This is a genomic window from Paucilactobacillus nenjiangensis (assembly GCF_008632615.1).
In the GTDB taxonomy this organism is placed as follows: domain Bacteria; phylum Bacillota; class Bacilli; order Lactobacillales; family Lactobacillaceae; genus Paucilactobacillus; species Paucilactobacillus nenjiangensis.
The window spans coordinates 1,354,464-1,373,339 of sequence record NZ_CP043939.1; the positions used below are offsets into that span (position 1 = coordinate 1,354,464).

20 protein-coding genes and 1 riboswitch are annotated in these 18,876 nt (G+C 39.1%); of the genes, 3 read left to right on the top strand and 17 right to left on the bottom strand.

The window, feature by feature from the left end; translation table 11 throughout:
• Positions 1-13 precede the first annotated feature (13 nt).
• The 5 genes from F0161_RS06945 to hrcA all read right to left on the bottom strand — a co-directional run bounded on the left by F0161_RS06945 (position 14) and on the right by hrcA (position 5,604).
• Complete coding sequence (locus F0161_RS06945; RefSeq protein WP_137601125.1) at positions 14-340, bottom strand: thiamine-binding protein; 327 nt, start codon at positions 338-340, stop codon at positions 14-16.
• A gap of 73 nt (positions 341-413) precedes the next feature.
• A riboswitch (TPP riboswitch) is annotated at positions 414-517 on the bottom strand.
• 153 nt (positions 518-670) lie between these two features.
• The gene (gene dnaJ / locus F0161_RS06950; RefSeq protein WP_150204154.1) at positions 671-1,816 is read right to left on the bottom strand and encodes a molecular chaperone DnaJ; all 1,146 of its coding nucleotides are present in this window, start codon (positions 1,814-1,816) and stop codon (positions 671-673) included.
• 263 nt (positions 1,817-2,079) lie between these two features.
• Positions 2,080-3,939: a molecular chaperone DnaK gene (gene dnaK / locus F0161_RS06955; protein ID WP_150204155.1), complete on the bottom strand. Its 1,860-nt coding sequence runs from the start codon at positions 3,937-3,939 to the stop codon at positions 2,080-2,082.
• 40 nt (positions 3,940-3,979) lie between these two features.
• Positions 3,980-4,549 (bottom strand): nucleotide exchange factor GrpE, encoded by a 570-nt coding sequence (grpE, locus tag F0161_RS06960; protein WP_150204156.1) that lies wholly within the window; start codon positions 4,547-4,549, stop codon positions 3,980-3,982.
• Positions 4,550-4,563: 14 nt separating this feature from the next.
• Positions 4,564-5,604 carry a heat-inducible transcriptional repressor HrcA gene (gene hrcA, locus F0161_RS06965; RefSeq protein WP_150204157.1) on the bottom strand — a complete coding sequence of 347 codons (1,041 nt, stop codon included), beginning with the start codon at positions 5,602-5,604 and terminating at the stop codon, positions 4,564-4,566.
• A 227-nt stretch (positions 5,605-5,831) separates the two neighbouring features.
• On the opposite strand from hrcA, the gene F0161_RS06970 reads away from it, so the two are divergent.
• Positions 5,832-6,209 carry a hypothetical protein gene (locus F0161_RS06970; RefSeq protein ID WP_150204158.1) on the top strand — a complete coding sequence of 126 codons (378 nt, stop codon included), beginning with the start codon at positions 5,832-5,834 and terminating at the stop codon, positions 6,207-6,209.
• Between the two features lie 40 nt (positions 6,210-6,249).
• On the opposite strand, the gene F0161_RS06975 is transcribed toward F0161_RS06970, so the two are convergent.
• Positions 6,250-7,047: a hypothetical protein gene (locus F0161_RS06975; protein ID WP_150204159.1), complete on the bottom strand. Its 798-nt coding sequence runs from the start codon at positions 7,045-7,047 to the stop codon at positions 6,250-6,252.
• A gap of 130 nt (positions 7,048-7,177) precedes the next feature.
• On the opposite strand from F0161_RS06975, the gene F0161_RS06980 reads away from it, so the two are divergent.
• Positions 7,178-7,726: a TetR/AcrR family transcriptional regulator gene (locus F0161_RS06980; RefSeq protein WP_137601132.1), complete on the top strand. Its 549-nt coding sequence runs from the start codon at positions 7,178-7,180 to the stop codon at positions 7,724-7,726.
• Here F0161_RS06980 and F0161_RS06985 read toward each other — a convergent pair.
• A complete protein-coding gene (locus F0161_RS06985) occupies positions 7,723-8,442 on the bottom strand; it encodes a VIT1/CCC1 transporter family protein (protein WP_225420260.1) in 720 nt (239 codons plus the stop codon). The genes F0161_RS06980 and F0161_RS06985 overlap by 4 nt on opposite strands.
• Positions 8,423-9,109, bottom strand: coding sequence for a VIT1/CCC1 transporter family protein (locus F0161_RS06990; RefSeq protein ID WP_137601133.1), 687 nt, complete (start codon positions 9,107-9,109; stop codon positions 8,423-8,425). The genes F0161_RS06985 and F0161_RS06990 overlap by 20 nt, the downstream gene beginning before the upstream one ends.
• 157 nt (positions 9,110-9,266) lie before the next feature.
• On the opposite strand from F0161_RS06990, the gene F0161_RS06995 reads away from it, so the two are divergent.
• Positions 9,267-9,725, top strand: a complete 459-nt coding sequence (locus F0161_RS06995) for a Fur family transcriptional regulator (protein WP_137601134.1) — start codon at positions 9,267-9,269, stop codon at positions 9,723-9,725.
• A gap of 375 nt (positions 9,726-10,100) precedes the next feature.
• On the opposite strand, the gene ribF is transcribed toward F0161_RS06995, so the two are convergent.
• The 9 genes from ribF to hemH form a co-directional block, all read right to left on the bottom strand.
• Positions 10,101-11,057, bottom strand: coding sequence for a riboflavin biosynthesis protein RibF (gene ribF, locus F0161_RS07000; RefSeq protein ID WP_150204160.1), 957 nt, complete (start codon positions 11,055-11,057; stop codon positions 10,101-10,103).
• A gap of 11 nt (positions 11,058-11,068) precedes the next feature.
• Positions 11,069-11,974, bottom strand: coding sequence for a tRNA pseudouridine(55) synthase TruB (gene truB, locus F0161_RS07005; protein WP_137601136.1), 906 nt, complete (start codon positions 11,972-11,974; stop codon positions 11,069-11,071).
• 165 nt (positions 11,975-12,139) lie between these two features.
• A complete protein-coding gene (rbfA, locus tag F0161_RS07010; RefSeq protein ID WP_150204161.1) occupies positions 12,140-12,496 on the bottom strand; it encodes a 30S ribosome-binding factor RbfA in 357 nt (118 codons plus the stop codon).
• Positions 12,497-12,868: 372 nt separating this feature from the next.
• Positions 12,869-15,589: a translation initiation factor IF-2 gene (gene infB / locus F0161_RS07015; RefSeq protein WP_150204162.1), complete on the bottom strand. Its 2,721-nt coding sequence runs from the start codon at positions 15,587-15,589 to the stop codon at positions 12,869-12,871.
• Positions 15,590-15,603: 14 nt separating this feature from the next.
• Positions 15,604-15,909, bottom strand: a complete 306-nt coding sequence (locus F0161_RS07020; protein WP_137601139.1) for a L7Ae/L30e/S12e/Gadd45 family ribosomal protein — start codon at positions 15,907-15,909, stop codon at positions 15,604-15,606.
• Positions 15,902-16,198 carry an RNase P modulator RnpM gene (rnpM, locus tag F0161_RS07025; protein WP_137601140.1) on the bottom strand — a complete coding sequence of 99 codons (297 nt, stop codon included), beginning with the start codon at positions 16,196-16,198 and terminating at the stop codon, positions 15,902-15,904. Before rnpM ends, F0161_RS07020 begins: the two co-directional genes overlap by 8 nt.
• A 28-nt stretch (positions 16,199-16,226) precedes the next feature.
• Complete coding sequence (gene nusA, locus F0161_RS07030; protein WP_150204163.1) at positions 16,227-17,315, bottom strand: transcription termination factor NusA; 1,089 nt, start codon at positions 17,313-17,315, stop codon at positions 16,227-16,229.
• 18 nt (positions 17,316-17,333) lie between these two features.
• Complete coding sequence (gene rimP / locus F0161_RS07035) at positions 17,334-17,807, bottom strand: ribosome maturation factor RimP (RefSeq protein WP_150204164.1); 474 nt, start codon at positions 17,805-17,807, stop codon at positions 17,334-17,336.
• 120 nt (positions 17,808-17,927) lie between these two features.
• The gene (gene hemH, locus F0161_RS07040) at positions 17,928-18,863 is read right to left on the bottom strand and encodes a ferrochelatase (RefSeq protein ID WP_150204165.1); all 936 of its coding nucleotides are present in this window, start codon (positions 18,861-18,863) and stop codon (positions 17,928-17,930) included.
• Positions 18,864-18,876: the final 13 nt, after the last annotated feature.

The window sequence follows — 18,876 nt, forward strand, 5'->3', positions numbered from 1 at the left end:
CTAGTTATTCCAGCTATTCAGCTCCACTATTTTTACGGTTTACATCCCGATACTTAGCTAATTTTTCATCAGTTGTTAAAATATGTTCTGTTGGCGCATACGATAATTTGATATAGTTACTAATTCTTGGCGCACCACTTTTGGTGACTGATAATTGCATTTGATGAATTAATTTAATTAAATCATCTAGGTCACCTTCAACCGTCGTTTCAAAAGCCCCGACTTCATATGACATCCCAGTTGCATTAATTTCTGCGATTGCCACGTCGACTAGTCGGAGTAATTCATCTGTTGAATCTGCTTCAGGTAAAACTTGAATTGCCATTACTGCATTTGCCATGATTTTTTCTCCATTCCAATTATTTGGTGCAAAAAAAATGCACCTTCTTCAACATAGAAAAGGATGAAATCAATGAATATTTGCTCCACTTTCCTACGCTAGCATCAACTAGATCAGGTTCCAGAATTTCATTTTCATGATCTCAGCCAAACTAAATTGGCACTCCTAGTGGTTAATTTATTTGAATACGCAAATTATAGCACTTAATCGAATTTTGCCACATAACTTTTTCGAATAATACAAAAAATCTCATCGTGATTTATGGAAAATCACGATGAGATATTTTTCGTTAGTGCTCAGAAGTTAATCGGCAGAAAGATTACCTAGTTTTTAATCATCAAACGCATCTTTTAATTTATCAAAGACACCTTTTTTGACACCAGAAACTTTTTGTCCGGAAGCAACAGCAAATGCTTGGAGTGCTTCTTTTTGTTGTTTGTTCATATTCTTAGGAGTCTCAACACGTACTTTAACGTGTTCATCCCCATTACCGTTACCATTCACACGAGGAACTCCCTTACCACGTAAGCGGAAGTTAGTCTCAGTTTGAGTACCAGCAGGGATTTTTAATTTAACATCCCCATGAACGGTCTTAACTTCAATTTCGTCACCAAGCGCTGCTTGTGCAAACGAGATTGGTTGATCAAAGAAGATATCATTTCCATCACGTGTGAACTCACGACTTGGAGTCACTGTGAAGACGATGTAAAGATCACCATAAGGGCCTTTGTTCTCGCCGGCTTCACCTTGATTTTGAAGACGCATTTGTTGGCCGTCATCAACCCCAGCTGGAACATCAACTTTTAATTCATGACGTTCTGACACGTGGCCAGAACCATGACAAGTTTCACATTTTTCTTTGATTTCTTTACCAGTCCCACCACAAACATCACAAGTTTGGGTTGAACGCATCCGACCTAAAGGCGTGTTTTGAATCACATCAATCGTTCCACTACCGCCACACTTAGAACAAGTTACAGGTGAAGTACCTGGCTTTGCACCAGTACCATCACAAGTTCCACAGTATGCTTCTCGGTTGTACTTGATAGTTGTGGTTTTACCAAAAATGGCTTCTTCAAACTTCAAAGTCATATTATACTGTAAATCACGTCCTTGACGAGGGGCAGATGGATCACGACGTTGTTGACCACCGCCACCAAAGAATTGGCTAAAGATGTCGTCAAATCCACCGCCACCGAAACCGCCTTGTTGATATTGACCACCGCCGAAGCCGCCGCCTCCACCAAAACCACCTTGTGATCCAGCTGAACCATAAGTGTCATATTGTTGACGTTTTTGTTCATCACCGACTGTTTCAAAAGCTTCATTAACTTCTTTAAATTTATCTTCAGCTCCTGCTTCTTTGTTCAAATCAGGATGATATTTTTTTGATAATTTACGATATGCTTTTTTAATCTCGTCTTGAGAGGCATCTTTACTAACGCCCAGCACATCGTATGGATTTTTGTCTGCCATTTCTTGGATCCTCCGTTATAAAGTAGTCCCTTAGTTATACCATAAAGTCTAGTACCAAGTAAAAGCCAAAGTACATGACTTTGGCTTTTACTATCAAATTATTAATCAGCTCTCAAAGTCAGTTAAATTCGCTAACTTCAACTCTTGGCCGGTTCCAAAGCCCAATCAATTCCGCTTAACTTAAATAATACAAATTTCAAGTTCAGAAATTTTATTATTTATCGTTAATACTCATTGTTTAGACGGGCTTTGTCACACTTAATTTATTTCTTGTCTTTAGGGTCTACTTCCTCAAAGTCACCATCAACGGTATTGTCATCTGACTTCTTACCATCTGAACCATCAGCTGCACCGCTACCTGCTCCATCAGCACCTTGGGCGTCTTGAGCTTGTTGATACAACTTAACAGTTAATTCTTGAACGATTTCATTCAATTCGTCCTTCTTGGTCTTCATGTCTTCGGTGTTGCCGTCTTCTTTAGCCTTCTTTAATGCATCACGTGCATCTTCAGCCTTTTTGACTTCTTCATCGGTAACTTTACCTTTAAGGTCTTTCAAAGTCTTATCAACTTGGAATAATAGTTGATCAACTTCATTATTCAAATCAACTTCTTCTTTTTTAGCCTTATCAGCTTCTTCGTTTTCTGAAGCTTCCTTCATCATACGATCGATTTCGTCATCTGAAAGTCCTGAATTACTCTTGATGGTAATCTTTTGTTCCTTGTTAGTACCCAAATCTTTAGCTGATACATTTACAATACCGTTCTTATCGATATCAAATGTAACTTGAATTTGTGGAACACCACGAGGAGCAGCAGGAATATCACTTAATTGGAAGTTACCTAGTGTCTTGTTGTCAGCGGCCATTGGACGTTCACCTTGTAACACATGGATATCAACAGCTGGTTGGTTATCAGCGGCAGTTGAGAATGTTTGGCTCTTTGAAGTAGGAATAGTAGTATTCCGTTCAATCAATTGAGTCATCACACCACCCATAGTTTCGATACCAAGTGAAAGTGGCGTAACATCAAGTAAAACAACATCCTTAACATCACCAGTTAAGACACCACCTTGAACCGCAGCACCAATTGCAACGGCTTCATCAGGGTTGATTGAGTGGTTAGGTTCTTTACCAGTTAATTCTTTAACAGCTTCTTGAACGGCTGGAATACGAGTTGAACCACCATTTAAGATCACTTCGTCAAGGTCGCCAAATGATAAATCGGCATCCTTCAAAGCGTTCAATACTGGTTGTTTTGTGCGTTCTACAAGATCAACAGTTAATTGGTTGAACTTAGCACGACTCATAGTTTTTTCCATGTGAAGTGGTCCAGCAGCACCGGCCGAGATAAATGGAAGACTGATCGTAGCTTCGTTAGCGCTAGAAACGTCCTTCTTAGCCTTTTCAGCAGCATCCTTCAAACGTTGTAAGGCCATCTTGTCTTGAGCTAAATCAACGCCATTTTCGGCCTTGAATTCTTCAACAAGCCAGTCGATAATCTTTTGGTCAAAGTCATCCCCACCTAAATGAGTATCACCATTAGTTGAAAGTACTTGGAACACGCCATCGCCTAATTCAAGGATGGAAACATCAAAAGTACCACCACCAAGGTCATATACAAGCACTTTTTCATCTTTATCTTGCTTGTCGAGACCATATGCCAATGAAGATGCAGTTGGTTCGTTGATAATCCGCTTAACATCTAAGCCGGCAATTTTACCAGCATCTTTAGTAGCTTGACGTTGGGCATCGTTGAAGTATGCAGGTACCGTAACAACGGCTTGTGTCACTTCATCACCAAGATAATCTTCAGCATATTTCTTCAAATATTGAAGAATCATTGCTGAAATTTCTTGTGGAGTATACTTCTTACCTTCTACTTCAACCGTATAACCAGCTTCACCCATGTGACTCTTGATTGATACGATTGTGTTAGGATTTGTGATTGCTTGACGTTTAGCAACTTCACCAACTTGAGTTTCGCCATCTTTAAATGAAACAACAGATGGTGTTGTCCGGCTACCTTCTGGGTTAGTAATGATTTTAGGTTCATTACCTTCCATTACAGCAACAGCTGAGTTTGTAGTTCCTAAATCAATTCCGATAATCTTATTACTTGCCATGTTAAACTTACCTCTTCTTATTTATTTTTATTTATTTTAATTATTGGGAAACAACGACCATTGCTGGACGTAAAACTCGATCTTTTAACTGATAACCAGCCTGTAGTACTTGAACGACTGTATCAGCCTCTTGTCCATCTTCAGCGGGAACTGTTTGCACAGCCTGATGAAGCGTTGGATCAAATTTTTTACCAAGTGATTCAATCTCGGTCACCGAATTGCCGGTTAAAGCTTCATCTAAATGATCATGGACCATTTGAATTCCCTTCTTTAACTGTTGCCCATTTTCGTCACTGACTTCAATTTCAAGAGCTCGTTTCAAATTATCCATGACTGGTAAAATTGCTTTAGCCAATGATTGACCATCATATTTTAACAGATTGGATTGTTCCTTTTTGAAACGATTATTCATATTTTGAATTTCAGCTTGTTCACGGAGCAGTGAATCTTCTGCTGCCGCTAGTTTAGCCTTGAGTTGATCTACTTCAGAAACTTCTTCGGTTTTTACTTCGGGAGCATCTGTGGTTTCATCAACTTCAGGTGTTTCAACTTGTTCTTCTTTGACTTCCTCGACAGCTTCATCGGCTTTCTTGTGTTCGTCTTTAGCCATTAATATGGAACCTCCTATTGATCGTAGTAACGGTGATAATAATCTAGCATTTGCTTAGCTAGTTCTTCGCGAAAAGCACTAACTAATCCAATCGTTCGAGAATATGGCATCCGTGTTGGCCCAAGCACGGCAATGATGCCTTTCCCATATTGATCCACATCATACGTCGCGGTAATTAAACTAAAATCATCTAATAATTTATTAGAAATTTCAGAACCAATCCGCACGTTGATATTATCATCAAGTGGGTCAAGAACGGTTGACAAACTTTCGTTTTGATCTAGCAGTCCATATAGTGCTTGGAGTGAATTGGGATCATGATTGTGTGAAAAACCTAATAGATTCATTTTTCCACCAACGAAAAATTGTTCGCTAGACACATGTGATAAAATGTTATCAAAAATATTAAGCACTCCACTTGGGCTCCGCATGTAGGACTTAATCCGCAATGGAATATCTTGTTGCAATCTCGTCAAAACTTCAGTTAATGGTAACCCTGATAATTGATCATTAATGAGTCGAATCACTGACTCTAACTCATCGGTGTTCATATCTCGGGGAATGGTGAACGTTTGGCTTTCAACATCTCCACTATCAGTAACCAAGATTGCCATGACTTGCTGATTACCTAATGGCACTAAACGAAAACCACTCAAGCGAGCCATTTTTTGTTCTGGCTTTAACGTGAATGTCGTAAATGTTGTTAAGTCGGATAAGATATCAGCCGACCTGGCAACAATTTCATCTATTTTATTAAAATCTTGGCCAAACGAATTCTGAATAATTGCCACATCACTCGCATCGACGGCCTGCTTATCTAGCAAATTATCGACATAATACCGATAACCGACTGTTGAAGGCACCCGACCAGATGACGAATGTTCCTTGGCGATTAATCCCATTTCCTCAAGTGCAGCCATTTCATTACGAATAGTCGCTGAACTGACTTTCTCAGGTAAACTGTCTGCCAATAACTTTGAACCAACCGGTTGCCCTGTGGCGGTGTAATGGCGTACAATTGCTTGCAGGATATCACTTTGACGTTTTGTTAACATAATTATCACTTCCTTTTTAGCACTCGACTCACTCAAGTGCTAAACACAATCTATAATATACCAAGTCCGCAATTTAAAGTCAAGAAAAGTCAACATTTTTTAGCCTATTTTGCAAGCAACTTTCGCTTTAGCTAAGTCGATATCAAAATCTTCCACAAACGACTTAGACTTTGTATGATAAAGTAATTTACCAAAATTTTGAATTAATTTTAATATTAGGAGCTCTCATGTCAGATACAGAAAAAAATCGTTATGTTCAACCAAGCAATGTCAAAGAAGCAATGGAAACCATCCAAGGTTTGTTCAATCAATATCGTAAAGCCGACTTAACGATGGAATTACTCAAGTATCATCAAAACTTAGTCTTACGGCTCCAGTCTGATATTCACGATGAAGCGGTGCGTGAAAATAATCCTTCACAATTAGTCACGCTAGAAAAAATGATTGGAGATATGCAATTTTGGACAAAACAACGGATGAGCGACGAACCATTTGCGTACAAAATGAAAAATTTTAAACTCGTTAATGAAAATAAAACTAAATTTAAACGCCACGTAATTAAAGGTGGTAAAGCTGGCGGTTCACACCGGTCATCACGACACTAAAAAAAGTTACTTTGATAAATTTTCAAAGTAACTTTTTTGATTACCAAATGCGTTTTTTACCATTAAATAGTTGTGGCTTGGCTGGTAATTGACGATACTTCCAAAGTGACCGAATCGAATATGCAATTGACACAATTCCGATTAGGTAAAACCATGGATTCGCCGCCATCGAGAAGTAATGACTGCTCAATGCCCACATATTCATTAGAATAAAGCTATTCAAGGTGCCAATAAAGATGACAATCGCCAATCTCATTGATCCACCCGTTTGTGTTTTTCGTTGTTCCCAGTAGAGTCCAGGAAAAATGGCCATAATGACATTAGTAAAGATGAACCATTTGAACATGTATGGATCGTGCATAAAGGCCCGGAACAAGTTAACAATCGCAATCATCATAATGATTTGGACGACAACTTTCCAAAAGGCCTGTCCCACTGTCACTTGACCATTCGGATATAAGTGGCCCCATATCTCGTTTCTTTCAACTGTGATTGCTTTATATAAATTGAAAATTTCAAACAGATTCCAAACCATTAGTGCGCCTGAAGCTGACCAGAAGAACCAAAAATTATTATTTGCCAATGCCGCGAGGGCAAAAACGATTGCTCCAGTCGAATCATGTGCAAAATAAAACGTGTGCATCCAAATAGGAAACGGTGCACTCTTTTCCCATAAAACTAACGCAAAACTATACATATACTCCAAATAACCCATTAGAAACGTAATTCCTGCGACCGTCAGCACAAAGCCAATATGTGGATTGCTAAACGAAAAGGTCTGCAATAAATCTTGTAACCTGTAATCTGTCGGATATGAATTATATAATTGCTCAATCATAAATATTACCTCACTATACTTTTTCCCCACTTGAGGATAAATCTATGGTATGGTGATTAATAATTAAAAACAACGGCAATATTCAACAAGCTATAGATTATTCAACAACAAACAGAAAGATGGGGTCAATATGGATCGAAGAGTTAAGAAAACTAAACGAGCAATTCAAACTGCACTAATCACCCTCTTGCAAAAGCACATTTTCACTGAAATTACGGTCAGCGAATTAGCTAGAACGGCTGATATTGATCGTAAAACTTTTTATTTACACTACCACTCCATCAACGACGTGCTCGATGAATTTGAAGCTGAGTTAACTCAACAGGTGTCTGACATCATCAACGCCAGCGACAGATTTAATTTAGATTCTTTTATCGACGGCCTGACACACATGATGTTAGAAAAGATTGATATTTTTGCTCACATTTCAAAAAACAATGACTATTCATTTTTACTGGATGACTGTAAAAATATTTTGGCTGAGGCATTGTTAAAAGAATCAAAGACCGAAAGCACGCTTGGTCGAGAGGAATTAGATTTCATCACTCATTTCATTGCTTACGGGGTGGTTGATACTTACAAAAATTGGCTTAAAACGCCTACCCGGTCAGAAATCGAGCTAAAAAAGACTAGCCTTCATATTAAGAAGCTAGTCTCTAAATTGATTCAAACGTATTAAAGTAAAGTCCCAACGTAAAAGTGAATAAACATCGTAATAATCCCCACAATTACATTTCGGAAAATGGCAATCTTGACCAGTCCGTCGCCGAGCTTAGCACTTAAAAAGCCGGTCAGTGTAACTGATAAGAGCACCGCTAAAATTGTCCCTGCCCATTTAATATCTGCAGGAAACAGGATAATTGCCATCAAGGGGAATAGCCCACCTGAGGCCGCTGCAAACATCGAAGAAAAGGCCGCTTGCCATGGATCCATGTAGTGACCGTATTCTAAATCATGTTTCGTCCTCAAAACGGTTTCCAAGGGCTTCTTTTCCATTAGTTCTTGGGCAATTTCATTGGCAGTCGCCGTCGACACGCCACGGTTCACGTAATAGTCTGCTACCTGACTAGTTTCATGTTCAAAGTCATTATCAATCAACTTGCGTTCAGACAGTTCTACCGCCTGCTCAGTGTCCTTTTGTGAACTAACAGATGCATATTCACCAGACGACATAGATAAGGCACACGCAATCAAATCTGACACACCAGCCACAATGATTGTCGCTTGATTTGAAGTTGCTACCCCAACTGAGAATAGCACCCCGACAACAGTTAAGATTCCATCATTAGCACCTAAAACTGCTGCACGAATTGTATTTGATTTTTCAGCTAGCGTTTGTTCACCCGTTGGCTCTTTCACTTGTTTCACCCGTTTATTATACAAATTGCGTTCCAACAATATATGTCACCACCATCGTTAATAATCCTGCCAATACATTTCTCACAACTGCTTTTTTCGGATCAGCATTGCCCAGTTTGGCAGCTGCCCAACCTGTAAAGATTAATGCAATCACCACCGAAATCATCGTTACTAAAATTCCATTACCACTACGTAATAAAGTAATTGTCAGCAACGGTAAGGCTGAACCAATTGGGAAAGAAATCATTGAAGCAATTGCCGCTGATATAGCACTCGTTTTTTCATTAGGATTAAAACCATAACGTTCACGAACACCCACTTCTAGCGGCTGATCTTGCAGCATTTCATTGGTTGCTTTCGCAGCTAAGGTATCCGAAATACCTGTCGCAACATATTTATTTTTGATATACTCAAATTCACGACCGAAATTGTTATCAAGTCGCTCTTTTTCATGAATCATCGCCATTTTTTCACTATCACGTTGGGTGCTGACTGACACCCATTCGCCCATGGCCATTGAAATAGTGCCGGCTAACATTCCCGCTAAGCCGGACAATAAGATTGCGTATGTACTGACTCTGGCGCCAGCCACCCCGATAACAATCCCAGCTACCGAGACAATTCCATCATTTGCGCCCATAACCCCGGCACGAATGATATTGACCCTCGCAGCCAAACTAATTTTTTTGTTAGTATTCTTCATTTCTCTGCCCCTAGTTTAGAATTATTCTAATCTATCTTTAAGTATAGTGGTCTTATTTGGGAAAGTAAAGAATTCAGTTTTAAGTTTGATATCTAGAAACATTTGCCAAATAGTGCTTTAATATAGTAAGTAACTTTTATCGAAAGGATCTAGCAAAATGGCTGATGAAAATGTAATTGAACAGACACGCACTGTTCTCAAAAAACACAACTTAAGAATAACGGCTCAACGACACATTATTTTGGCTTATTTAGCTAGTCACCCTACACATCCAACTGTTGAAATGATTAAGACTGGCCTCAATCGAAAGCTGCCAAACTTGGGCTCGGCAACCATTTACAACACACTTAATACCCTAGTTGAACATGGGATTGTGATTGAACTGCAAAATGGTGATGGTAGCACTCATTATGACTATTTTGAACATCATCATTACCATGCAATTTGTGATAATTGTGGGAAAATCACAGATATTGCATTTAAAGATTATCCAAAACTAGAAAATGAACTTCAAAAACAAGCTGAAAGTTTGTCTGGTTATGCAATTTCCAGTGACGAAATTGCCGTTCACGGTCTTTGCCCTGAATGCCAAATTAAGCTCAACTTTCATCGATAAAGAAATCGCCCAATTTTGGACGATTTTTTTAGTGTATTCAACTAATTTTAAACGTATCTATTAGATAGACACCTAAATGGGGGTTGCTCCCCATGGATGTGTTTAGTGATTGACACATGAATCTTCCCTTCAACATTATAGGAAAAAAGAGGTGGTGATTCTATGTGCTCAACTAGGAACGTGAGGGGTAAAACCTTGGCTGTTGCCATAATTTTATGGTTGCTATCAAGAAGTATAATAAACTTCGCAACGGCATATGCAATCATAAAAAAAGCTAACCGTCATTATAACGATTAGCTCCACCATTTCACGTGTCTAGAATCACGCTGGGAACTCAGTAGCAGCTGAGTTCCTTTTACATATCAAATAATACTACTAATTTTTAATCTTTTCAACATATCGCTCTAAGATTTTTCGACTATCAATTTCATCTTGTTGCAACTGTTTGATTAAATTTTCTACGGTTGTATATTTAACTTCATCTCGCAACCAAGATACCCAGCGAACCTCGACATTTTCACCATAAATAGCTTGATTAAAATCGAATAAATTAATTTCCAAGGTTTTTGGTCGCGCATCCCCAAACGTAACATTATGACCAATTGAGGCCATTCCGTTATACCATTGATTCGACACTTTCAATTGAACAGCATACACGCCTATTCGTGGCATCCGTTCCTCAATTGGCCAATCAATATTTGCCGTTGGAAAACCAAGTGTTCGACCTCGTGCTTCTCCATGAACGACTAAGCCCGTTGTTTGGTATGCATATCCAAATAACTCGTTTGCTTCAGCAATTTTCCCATCGTCCAATAAGTAGCGAATTTTCGTTGAACTGATTTTTTCTTGATTTTCATTTTCACTTTTCACAATTACCACCTCAAATCGGCTCTTCGCGTATCCGGCCAATTTATCCATCGTTGAAATATCGGGTGGCCCATATGTATGATCAAAACCAGCCACAGCAACTTTAGTATGAAATCTTACCAGGTAATCATCAACAAACTGTTGAGGCCCCAAAGCTGATAGCGCCGAGGTAAAACTAACTACATAAACTAAATCTACCCCTTGAGCTTCTAACAATGACAATTTACGAGGCAGCGATGACAAGTAAGTTTGTTGGTTTTTAGTTGTCGTGTAGACAATTGATGGATGATGATCATAGGTTAAGACTGCCAGTGGTAACTTGAGTGCTTTGGCCCGTTGCTTGGCCTCTGCAATCACCGCCTGATGTCCTCTATGGACACCATCAAAAAATCCCATCGCGAGCACAATATCTCCACCTGGTATTTCATTTTGATTAAATGGTTGATGTAAATTAATTACTTTCACATTTTCACTTCCTATTGCACCGAAAACATTTTCAAAGGTTTGTAACTGTTGTCATCCTCATGACGTGAATACAGTGCTTTAATTTCATTATTATAACGCATCGCAATTGTATCAGCTGAGCTATCAATTTCTGACAACCTCATCCACATACCATTTTGGACACCCTTCCATTGTTTCTCAGTTAATTCAATTTTGGGATATTGGGTTAGTACAATATCAATTGGATTTAAGAGAGCATCGATGGTGCCGTTATCCATTGCTGCTTGAATATCTGCTAACGTGACGGTTTGGTCAATATTAAAGCCGCCACTTTTAATTCGAGTTAAATCACTCATTACCCCAGGATAACCTAGCAAATTGGCCAAATCCACGGCTAAGGTTCTGATATAAGTCCCTTTGCTACACTCAGCTTCAAAGCGAACTCGTTGTTGCTGATTTTCTTCATCATACGTTGATGAAATTAAATCAAATCGCGAGATATGAATCTGCCGTTTTGGTCGTTCGACAGTTTCTCCTGCACGAGCGTATTCATATAATTTCCGGCCATTAACTTTAATGGCTGAATACATTGGTGGAATTTGAATAATATCACCAGTCAATTTTAACATTTGTTCTTTGATTTGTTGATCTGTAAATGGCTGTGTTAATGGCTTACTTTCAATAATTTCACCATCAAGGTCTTGTGTTGTAGTTGCATAACCAATCAACAGTTCACCTTTATACATCTTGCCAGATTCCATCAATAATTCAACAACCTTAGTTGCACTACCAATGGCAATTGGTAACACACCATCCACATTTGGATCCAAAGTACCTGAATGACCTACTTTTTTTGTATGTAAAATTTTTCGTATCTTGCTGACACAATCGTGGCTAGTTATACCACGTTCTTTAAATAAGGGAATAATTCCATTCATGTCCATTCCTCCAACAATCATTAATTATACAGGAAATATCTATAAAAGTCGTAATAGTTTTTTATTAAGCAAAACTCAGCTTGAACTTTTCAACTTGAGATTGAATTTAAATCAAAAAAATTACTTAACGACTGTGAAATCACAGCTGTTAAGTAATTTTTTGTATTATTCTTTTTTATGCAAATCGTTTAAAAGTTGATCGATTCGAGAACCATATGCAACTGAACGATCTTGTTCAAAAATTAGTTCAGGCGTTTTGAAAATGTTTAAGCGTGAGCCTAATTCACTTCGAATTAAACCTGAAGATTTTTCCAAACCAGTTTGTGCTTTAGAAGCATCCGAAGCTTTATCAGACAAAATACTGTAAAAGATGGTGGCCTGTTGTAAATCTCCGGTCACATCAACTCCAGTAATCGTGATTCCTTCAACTCGTGGATCACGAACTCTTTTGAGTAAGATATCAGAAACTTCTTTTTGAATTTCTTGACCTAATCGGCCCACACGATAACGTTTATCTGGCATATCAAGAACCTCCTTTATTAATGCGATTCATTTCGTCAATGAACCACTCGGTTCGAACAACCATTGATATGATTGTTTTCGTACTTTATGGTTTGTATCACACCATATTATTGGACTTCAACAATTGTTTCAGTACTTTTTAGGGTTTTACAAACCGAATAATTCACTCACCTAACTTAAATATTTTGATTACTAAAGTAATCTTCAATATTCTTCGTTATTGCTCGCAAATTATTCGGTTTGTATCATACCATTTTATTGGACTTCAACAATCAATTCTCTTGCTTAACTTAAATCTCTCAATTACCTAACCCGTAATTTTCGACATTCATCGTTAATGCTCGAGAACTGACCAATTGTTTCAGTACCTCTTTATTCCACTGGAACTTCTTTCATGACGTAGGCTTCAATAACATCGCCAACCTTGATATCATTGTAGTTTTCGATAGTTAAACCAAGATCAAATCCTGCTTTAACTTCTTTAACATCATCCTTGAAGCGTTTCAAACTACCAAGTTTACCTTCATAGATAACAACGCCGTCGCGGATTAAACGAATTCCAGCTTCACGAGTAATACGTCCAGTAGTAACCATTCCACCAGCAATTGTTCCAATTTTAGAAACTTTGTAAAGTTCTTTAATTTCAACTTCACCAGTTACTTCTTCAACATAGACTGGTTCGAGCATACCCTTCATAGCTGATTCAACTTCATCGATGGCGTTATAGATAACACGGTGAAGACGAATATCAACTTCGCCAGATTCTGCTTGAACCTTAGCTTGAGGTGTAGGACGCACATTAAAGCCAATGATGATAGCATTTGATGCTTCGGCTAAAGTAACATCACTTTCATTGATGGCACCAACGGCAGTATGAATAATATCAACCTTCACACCATCAACCTTGATTTTCTTCAAGCTTTGAGCAAGAGCTTCAACTGAACCTTGTACGTCTGCCTTAATAATAACTGGAACAGACTTCAATTCGCCTTCTTTAAGAGAATCGAACAAGTTGTCCAAAGTAACGTGATTAGTGTTGGCACGTTCTTTCAGTAAAGCACGTTTAGCACGTTCTTCACCAGCAGTACGAGCAGTCTTTTCGTCTTCGAAGACAACGAAACGGTCACCAGCATCTGGAACACCACTTAAACCAGTGATTTCGATAGGTGTTGAAGGTGTTGCTTTCTTCAAACGACGACCATTTTCATTTGTCATTGTCCGAACACGACCATAAGTGTTCCCAACAACCACAGGATCACCAACATGCATCGTCCCTTGTTGAACAAGTAAAGTTGCTACAGCACCCTTACCTTTGTCCAAACGAGCTTCAACAACTGAACCAGCAGCACGTTGGTCTGGGTTCGCTTTTAATTCAAGCACTTCTGCTTGGAGCAAAATCATGTCGAGTAATTCGTCTAAATTCTTACCAAATTTGGCAGAAATTTGAACGAAGATTGTGTCTCCACCCCATGATTCAGGTACCAATTCGTAAGCAGCTAATTGTTCAGTGACGTGATCAGGATTTGCTCCTGGCTTGTCAATCTTATTAACCGCAACGATGATTGGAGTACCGGCAGCTTTAGCATGATTAATTGCTTCGATAGTTTGAGGCATAACCCCATCATCAGCAGCAACAACTAAAACAGTAATATCAGTCACATTGGCTCCACGAGCACGCATTTCAGTAAAGGCCGCATGTCCAGGAGTATCCAAGAACGTAATCATTTTGTTGTCATATTTAACTTGATAAGCACCAATGGCTTGAGTAATACCACCAGCTTCGCCTTCAGTAACGTGTGTATGACGCAATTGATCAAGCAAAGTAGTTTTACCATGATCAACGTGTCCCATAACAGTAACAACTGGAGGGCGTGGTGTTGCATTCTCAAGATTTTCTTGTTCTTCATCAAAGAACTTATCGATATCAGCTACATCGACTTCAGCCTTTTGTTCAGCATCAATTCCATAATCTGCAGCTAAAATTTCAATCGTATCAGCATCGAGTGATTGGTTTTGATTAACCATTACGCCAAGCATGAATAATTTTTTAATCAATTCGGCTGGTTCGCGATGCAAAATTTTACCTAAATCTTGTGCATTCATGCCCACTGAATAAACTAATGTATCTGGCAATGGACGTTCTTTACGAGTAGGAGCTGGAGTTTGAACTGCAGTTTCCTTGATACGTCCGTTACCTTTAATCTTCTTTTTCTTTGTGTAACGATTTTGGTTGTTACCACGGTAACCACCCTTACCGCCACGACGGTTATTGTTGCCACCGCTATTACCACCAGAATTCAAACTACCACCAAAGCGGCCACCACCATTATTTGATGGACGGCTACTGGTGTTGTTTGAAGAACGGTTTTGTCCATTTGATTGTGGACGTGAGCTGTTGTTCGAAGGACGGCTTTGTCCGTTTGATTGTGGACGTGAACTGTTATTCGATGGACGGCTTTGTCCATTTGATTGTGGACGTGAGCTGTTGTTCGAAGGACGGCTTTGCCCGTTTGATTGTGGACGTGAACTGTTATTCGATGGACGGCTTTGTCCATTTGATTGTGGACGTGAGCTGTTATTCGATGGACGACTCTGACCGTTTGAATGTGGACGTGAACTATTGTTTGAAGAATGGTTTTGCCCATTTGATTTTGGTCGTGAGTTATTGTTTGATGAACGGTTTTGCCCATTTGATTGTGGTCGTGAACTGTTATTTGATGGACGACTTTGTCCGTTTGAATGTGGACGTGAGCTGTTGTTTGAAGGACGGCTTTGTCCATTTGATTGAGTATGCGAGTTGCTGCTGGTTGCAGGACGACTCGTATGACTTGCTGAAGAAGCTGGCTTTGAAGTAGCAGCTGGCTTCTTTGCGGCAGGAGTAGAACTAGTAGCAGCCTTTGCAGGTGCAGCTGGTTTCTTAGTAGGAGCACTTGCTCCCCCTTTTAGTGTTTGTCTGATGCTGGCAGCATCTTTATCTTCGATTGAAGACATGTGGTTTTTGACAGAAATGCCCTTTTTTTCAGCAGCATCAATGACCACTTTGCTTTCAACGTTTAATTCTTTTGCTAATTCATAAATTCGTTCTTTAGCCATGTGTTCACTCTCCTTTACATAGTTAGCAACTCCTTGAACTTTTTAGCGAATCCGTTTTGGGTGACGCCGTATATTGTCCTTTGTTGACCGGTTGCTTGATTTAATTGTTCTTTAGTAAATGACAAATCATAAGCAATCTTGTAAAACTTACATTTATCTTGAAATTTTTTACTGGTAGATGCCCCTGCGTCTTTAGCAATAAAGACAAAGGCAACTTTTTGGTTTTTAATTGCTTTTAACACGATATCTTCACTGGAGATTAGTTCACCAGCTCGTCTGGTTAATCCAAGCAAATTAAGTACTTTTTGTTCATTATTCATTTTTGAATAACTCACGGCGTGCTTGTTGATGATCGACATACTCAATTAATTCATCGTAAAACGAATCTTCAATTGATGTTTCAAAAACTTTATCAAAAGTCCGATTTTTCAAGGCTTTCTTAGCTATGTCAACATCAATCGCCACATATGCCCCTCGACCCGGCTTTTTACCAGTTGGATCAAGTGAAACTTCATTTTCTTTGTTACGTACGACACGGATTAATTCTTTCTTTGGCATCATTTCGCCAGTCACGATGTCTTTACGCATTGGTATTTTTCGTTGTTTCAACGTAACTCACCTCTCTGTCGTGTAACTACTAATCTTCAGTTTCTTCAGTATCAACATCATTGTCATCAACCGGTGCATTATCTGTCATTTCAGATTCTGGCTTGATGTCAATTTTGTAATTAGTCAATCGAGCAGCTAAACGAGCATTTTGCCCCCGCTTACCAATGGCTAATGATAATTGATAATCTGGCACAACCACCGTGCATGAACGCTCGTTTTCTGGATCAAAAATTACATCCAAAACTTCGGCAGGGTTCAGTGCGTTAGCAATATAACGTGCTGGATCATCGACCCATTCAACAATATCCATGTTTTCGCCACCTAATTCGTTAACGATTACTTGAACACGTTGACCTTTAGGACCAACTGCAGTTCCCACTGGATCGACGTTTTCGTCGTTTGAACGAACGGCCACTTTGGCACGGTCTCCAGCTTCACGGGCGATGGACATAATTTCTACAACTCCATCATAAATTTCTGGCACTTCTTTTTCAAATAATCGCTTCAAAAGTTCAGGTGCTGTCCGACTAACAAACACTTGAGGACCCTTAGTGCTGTTTTCAACCTTTGTCACAAACACTTGGATACGATCATGCATTTTATAGCTTTCGTTAGGCATTTGTTCAGCGACTGGCATTACTGCCTCAACTGTACCAAGGCTCACATAGATAAAGCGACTATCTTGGCGTTCAACTTCACCAGTCACGATTTCATTTTCGTATTCACTATACTTTTCGAAGACCACGTTACGTTCTGCTTCGTGAACTCGTTGCATAATGACTTGCTTAGCTGTTTGGGCCGCAATCCGGCCAAAGTTTTGAGGAGTAACTTCATAACGAATTTCATCGCCTAATTCATATCCTCGGCTGACTTTAAGTGCACCTTCTAGGCTGACTTGTTGTTGTTCATCTTCAACTTCTTCAACAACGGTTTTTACAGCATAAACTTTGATATTACCTTTAACTGCATCAAAATCAACTTCCACATTTTGAGCTTGATCATAATTACGTTTGTAGGCTGATACTAACGCAGCTTCTAACGCTTCAATCACAATTTCTTTTTTGATGCCTTTTTCTTTTTCCAGAGCATCTAACGCTCCGACTAATTCTTTATTCATGTTCACAACTCCTTTGATTTAAAACTTAATTGCTAATCTTGCTTTGGCAATTTTTGAACGATCAATGGTGATTTCTTTATGACGAGTCTTATCGAGATAATCTAAGGTTAACTCATCGTCCGTCAAACCAATTAATGTTCCTTCGTAAATCTTGCTACCGTTGATAGCTTGATACAGCGAGACGTTGATATATTTATTCATCGCGCTTTCATAATCTTTGGGCTTTTTCAGTTGACGTTCTGCCCCAGGTGATGAAACCTCAAGAAAATAGGCTTGAGGAATTGGATCAGGATCCATTTCGTCAAGTTTTTCACTTAAGTAATCACTTACTTGGGCACATTCTTCAATTGTAATTCCGCCAGGCTTATCAATGTAAACTCGCAAGAACCAGCTCTGTCCCTCTTTGACAAACTCCAAATCGTATAATTCAAAATTTTGTTTTTCAATGATTGGCATTACTACTTCTGTCACTGTTTCCACAACACTACTCACCTGAGCACCTCCAGTATTTTTGCAATAAAAAGAGCGAGCATTCCTGCTCACTCGTTAACGAGTTTTAATTTACTAGACTACTATACCATAATCATACTCAATATACAAATTTCAGACCGGCTAGTGAACTAGCGTCGCCATTAATTTTGTAAACTCCATGCTGCCATTAAATGGATGCACATAAGTGAAGTCAATTCCGCCACTTTGCATAAAGTATTCTCGGTTTTCATGACCAATTTCTTGCAAGGTTTCCAAGCAATCAGCCACAAATCCTGGAGTAATTACAATCACATCTTTAATGTCTTGTTTGGGTAATTCATGCATTTTATTTGCCGTCGCCGGTAGCAACCATTGACTCGGCCCAAATTTAGATTGAAATGATTGAGTATAATCCACATCTCCAACCAACTCCATTACTTTTTCGGTAGTCGCAGTACATTGTTCTGGATATGGATCTCCATTATCAGCATACTTTTGTGGAATGCCATGATATGAAAAGACCAGGTGCGCATTGGGATGTTCTTGTAGAGCATCTTTAATTTGCTTGGCCAGCAACTGAATATAAGCTGGTGACTGGTAGAAAGAATCAATGAAATGAAGCTTAGGCTGTGACATCGCATGCATATAATATGTCATCACTTGATCAAAGACAGACCCAATTGTTGTCGTTGAATATTGAGAATAAAGTGGAATCACAGTCAAGTCTTCTACTCCCGCTGTTTCCATTTTCTTTAATACATCCGCAACGCTTGGATTGCTGTAACACATCGCAAATCGAACCATTCGGTCAGGCAACAAAGTTTGTAATTGTTCAGACTGTTGTTGCGTATATAACAGCAACGGTGAACCCTCATCTGTCCAAATTTTACGGTACAATGCCGCTGATCTAGCTGGTCGAAAAGGTAAAATCATACCGTACAATATCGGCATCCACGCCAATCTTGGCATATCAATCACCCGTCGATCTGCTAAAAACTTTCTTAAATATGTTCGTACTTCAGGAGCTTCTGGTGCGTCTGGAGTCCCCAAGTTTACCAATAGTACCCCTTTTTTCATGTTCCCGCCTACC

What these genes read in the sequence shown, in the direction of transcription:
- F0161_RS06995 (WP_137601134.1), top strand. Translation starts at nt 9,267, where the DNA reads ATGGCTGATGAAAATGTAATTGAACAGACACGCACTGTTCTCAAAAAA.
- F0161_RS06980 (WP_137601132.1), top strand. Translation starts at nt 7,178, where the DNA reads ATGGATCGAAGAGTTAAGAAAACTAAACGAGCAATTCAAACTGCACTA.
- nusA (WP_150204163.1), bottom strand. Translation starts at nt 17,315, where the DNA reads ATGAATAAAGAATTAGTCGGAGCGTTAGATGCTCTGGAAAAAGAAAAA.
- F0161_RS06970 (WP_150204158.1), top strand. Translation starts at nt 5,832, where the DNA reads ATGTCAGATACAGAAAAAAATCGTTATGTTCAACCAAGCAATGTCAAA.
- dnaK (WP_150204155.1), bottom strand. Translation starts at nt 3,939, where the DNA reads ATGGCAAGTAATAAGATTATCGGAATTGATTTAGGAACTACAAACTCA.
- grpE (WP_150204156.1), bottom strand. Translation starts at nt 4,549, where the DNA reads ATGGCTAAAGACGAACACAAGAAAGCCGATGAAGCTGTCGAGGAAGTC.
- truB (WP_137601136.1), bottom strand. Translation starts at nt 11,974, where the DNA reads ATGAATGGAATTATTCCCTTATTTAAAGAACGTGGTATAACTAGCCAC.
- dnaJ (WP_150204154.1), bottom strand. Translation starts at nt 1,816, where the DNA reads ATGGCAGACAAAAATCCATACGATGTGCTGGGCGTTAGTAAAGATGCC.
- F0161_RS07020 (WP_137601139.1), bottom strand. Translation starts at nt 15,909, where the DNA reads ATGAATAATGAACAAAAAGTACTTAATTTGCTTGGATTAACCAGACGA.
- hrcA (WP_150204157.1), bottom strand. Translation starts at nt 5,604, where the DNA reads ATGTTAACAAAACGTCAAAGTGATATCCTGCAAGCAATTGTACGCCAT.
- hemH (WP_150204165.1), bottom strand. Translation starts at nt 18,863, where the DNA reads ATGAAAAAAGGGGTACTATTGGTAAACTTGGGGACTCCAGACGCACCA.
- F0161_RS06945 (WP_137601125.1), bottom strand. Translation starts at nt 340, where the DNA reads ATGGCAAATGCAGTAATGGCAATTCAAGTTTTACCTGAAGCAGATTCA.
- F0161_RS06975 (WP_150204159.1), bottom strand. Translation starts at nt 7,047, where the DNA reads ATGATTGAGCAATTATATAATTCATATCCGACAGATTACAGGTTACAA.
- rbfA (WP_150204161.1), bottom strand. Translation starts at nt 12,496, where the DNA reads ATGCCAGATAAACGTTATCGTGTGGGCCGATTAGGTCAAGAAATTCAA.
- infB (WP_150204162.1), bottom strand. Translation starts at nt 15,589, where the DNA reads ATGGCTAAAGAACGAATTTATGAATTAGCAAAAGAATTAAACGTTGAA.
- F0161_RS06990 (WP_137601133.1), bottom strand. Translation starts at nt 9,109, where the DNA reads ATGAAGAATACTAACAAAAAAATTAGTTTGGCTGCGAGGGTCAATATC.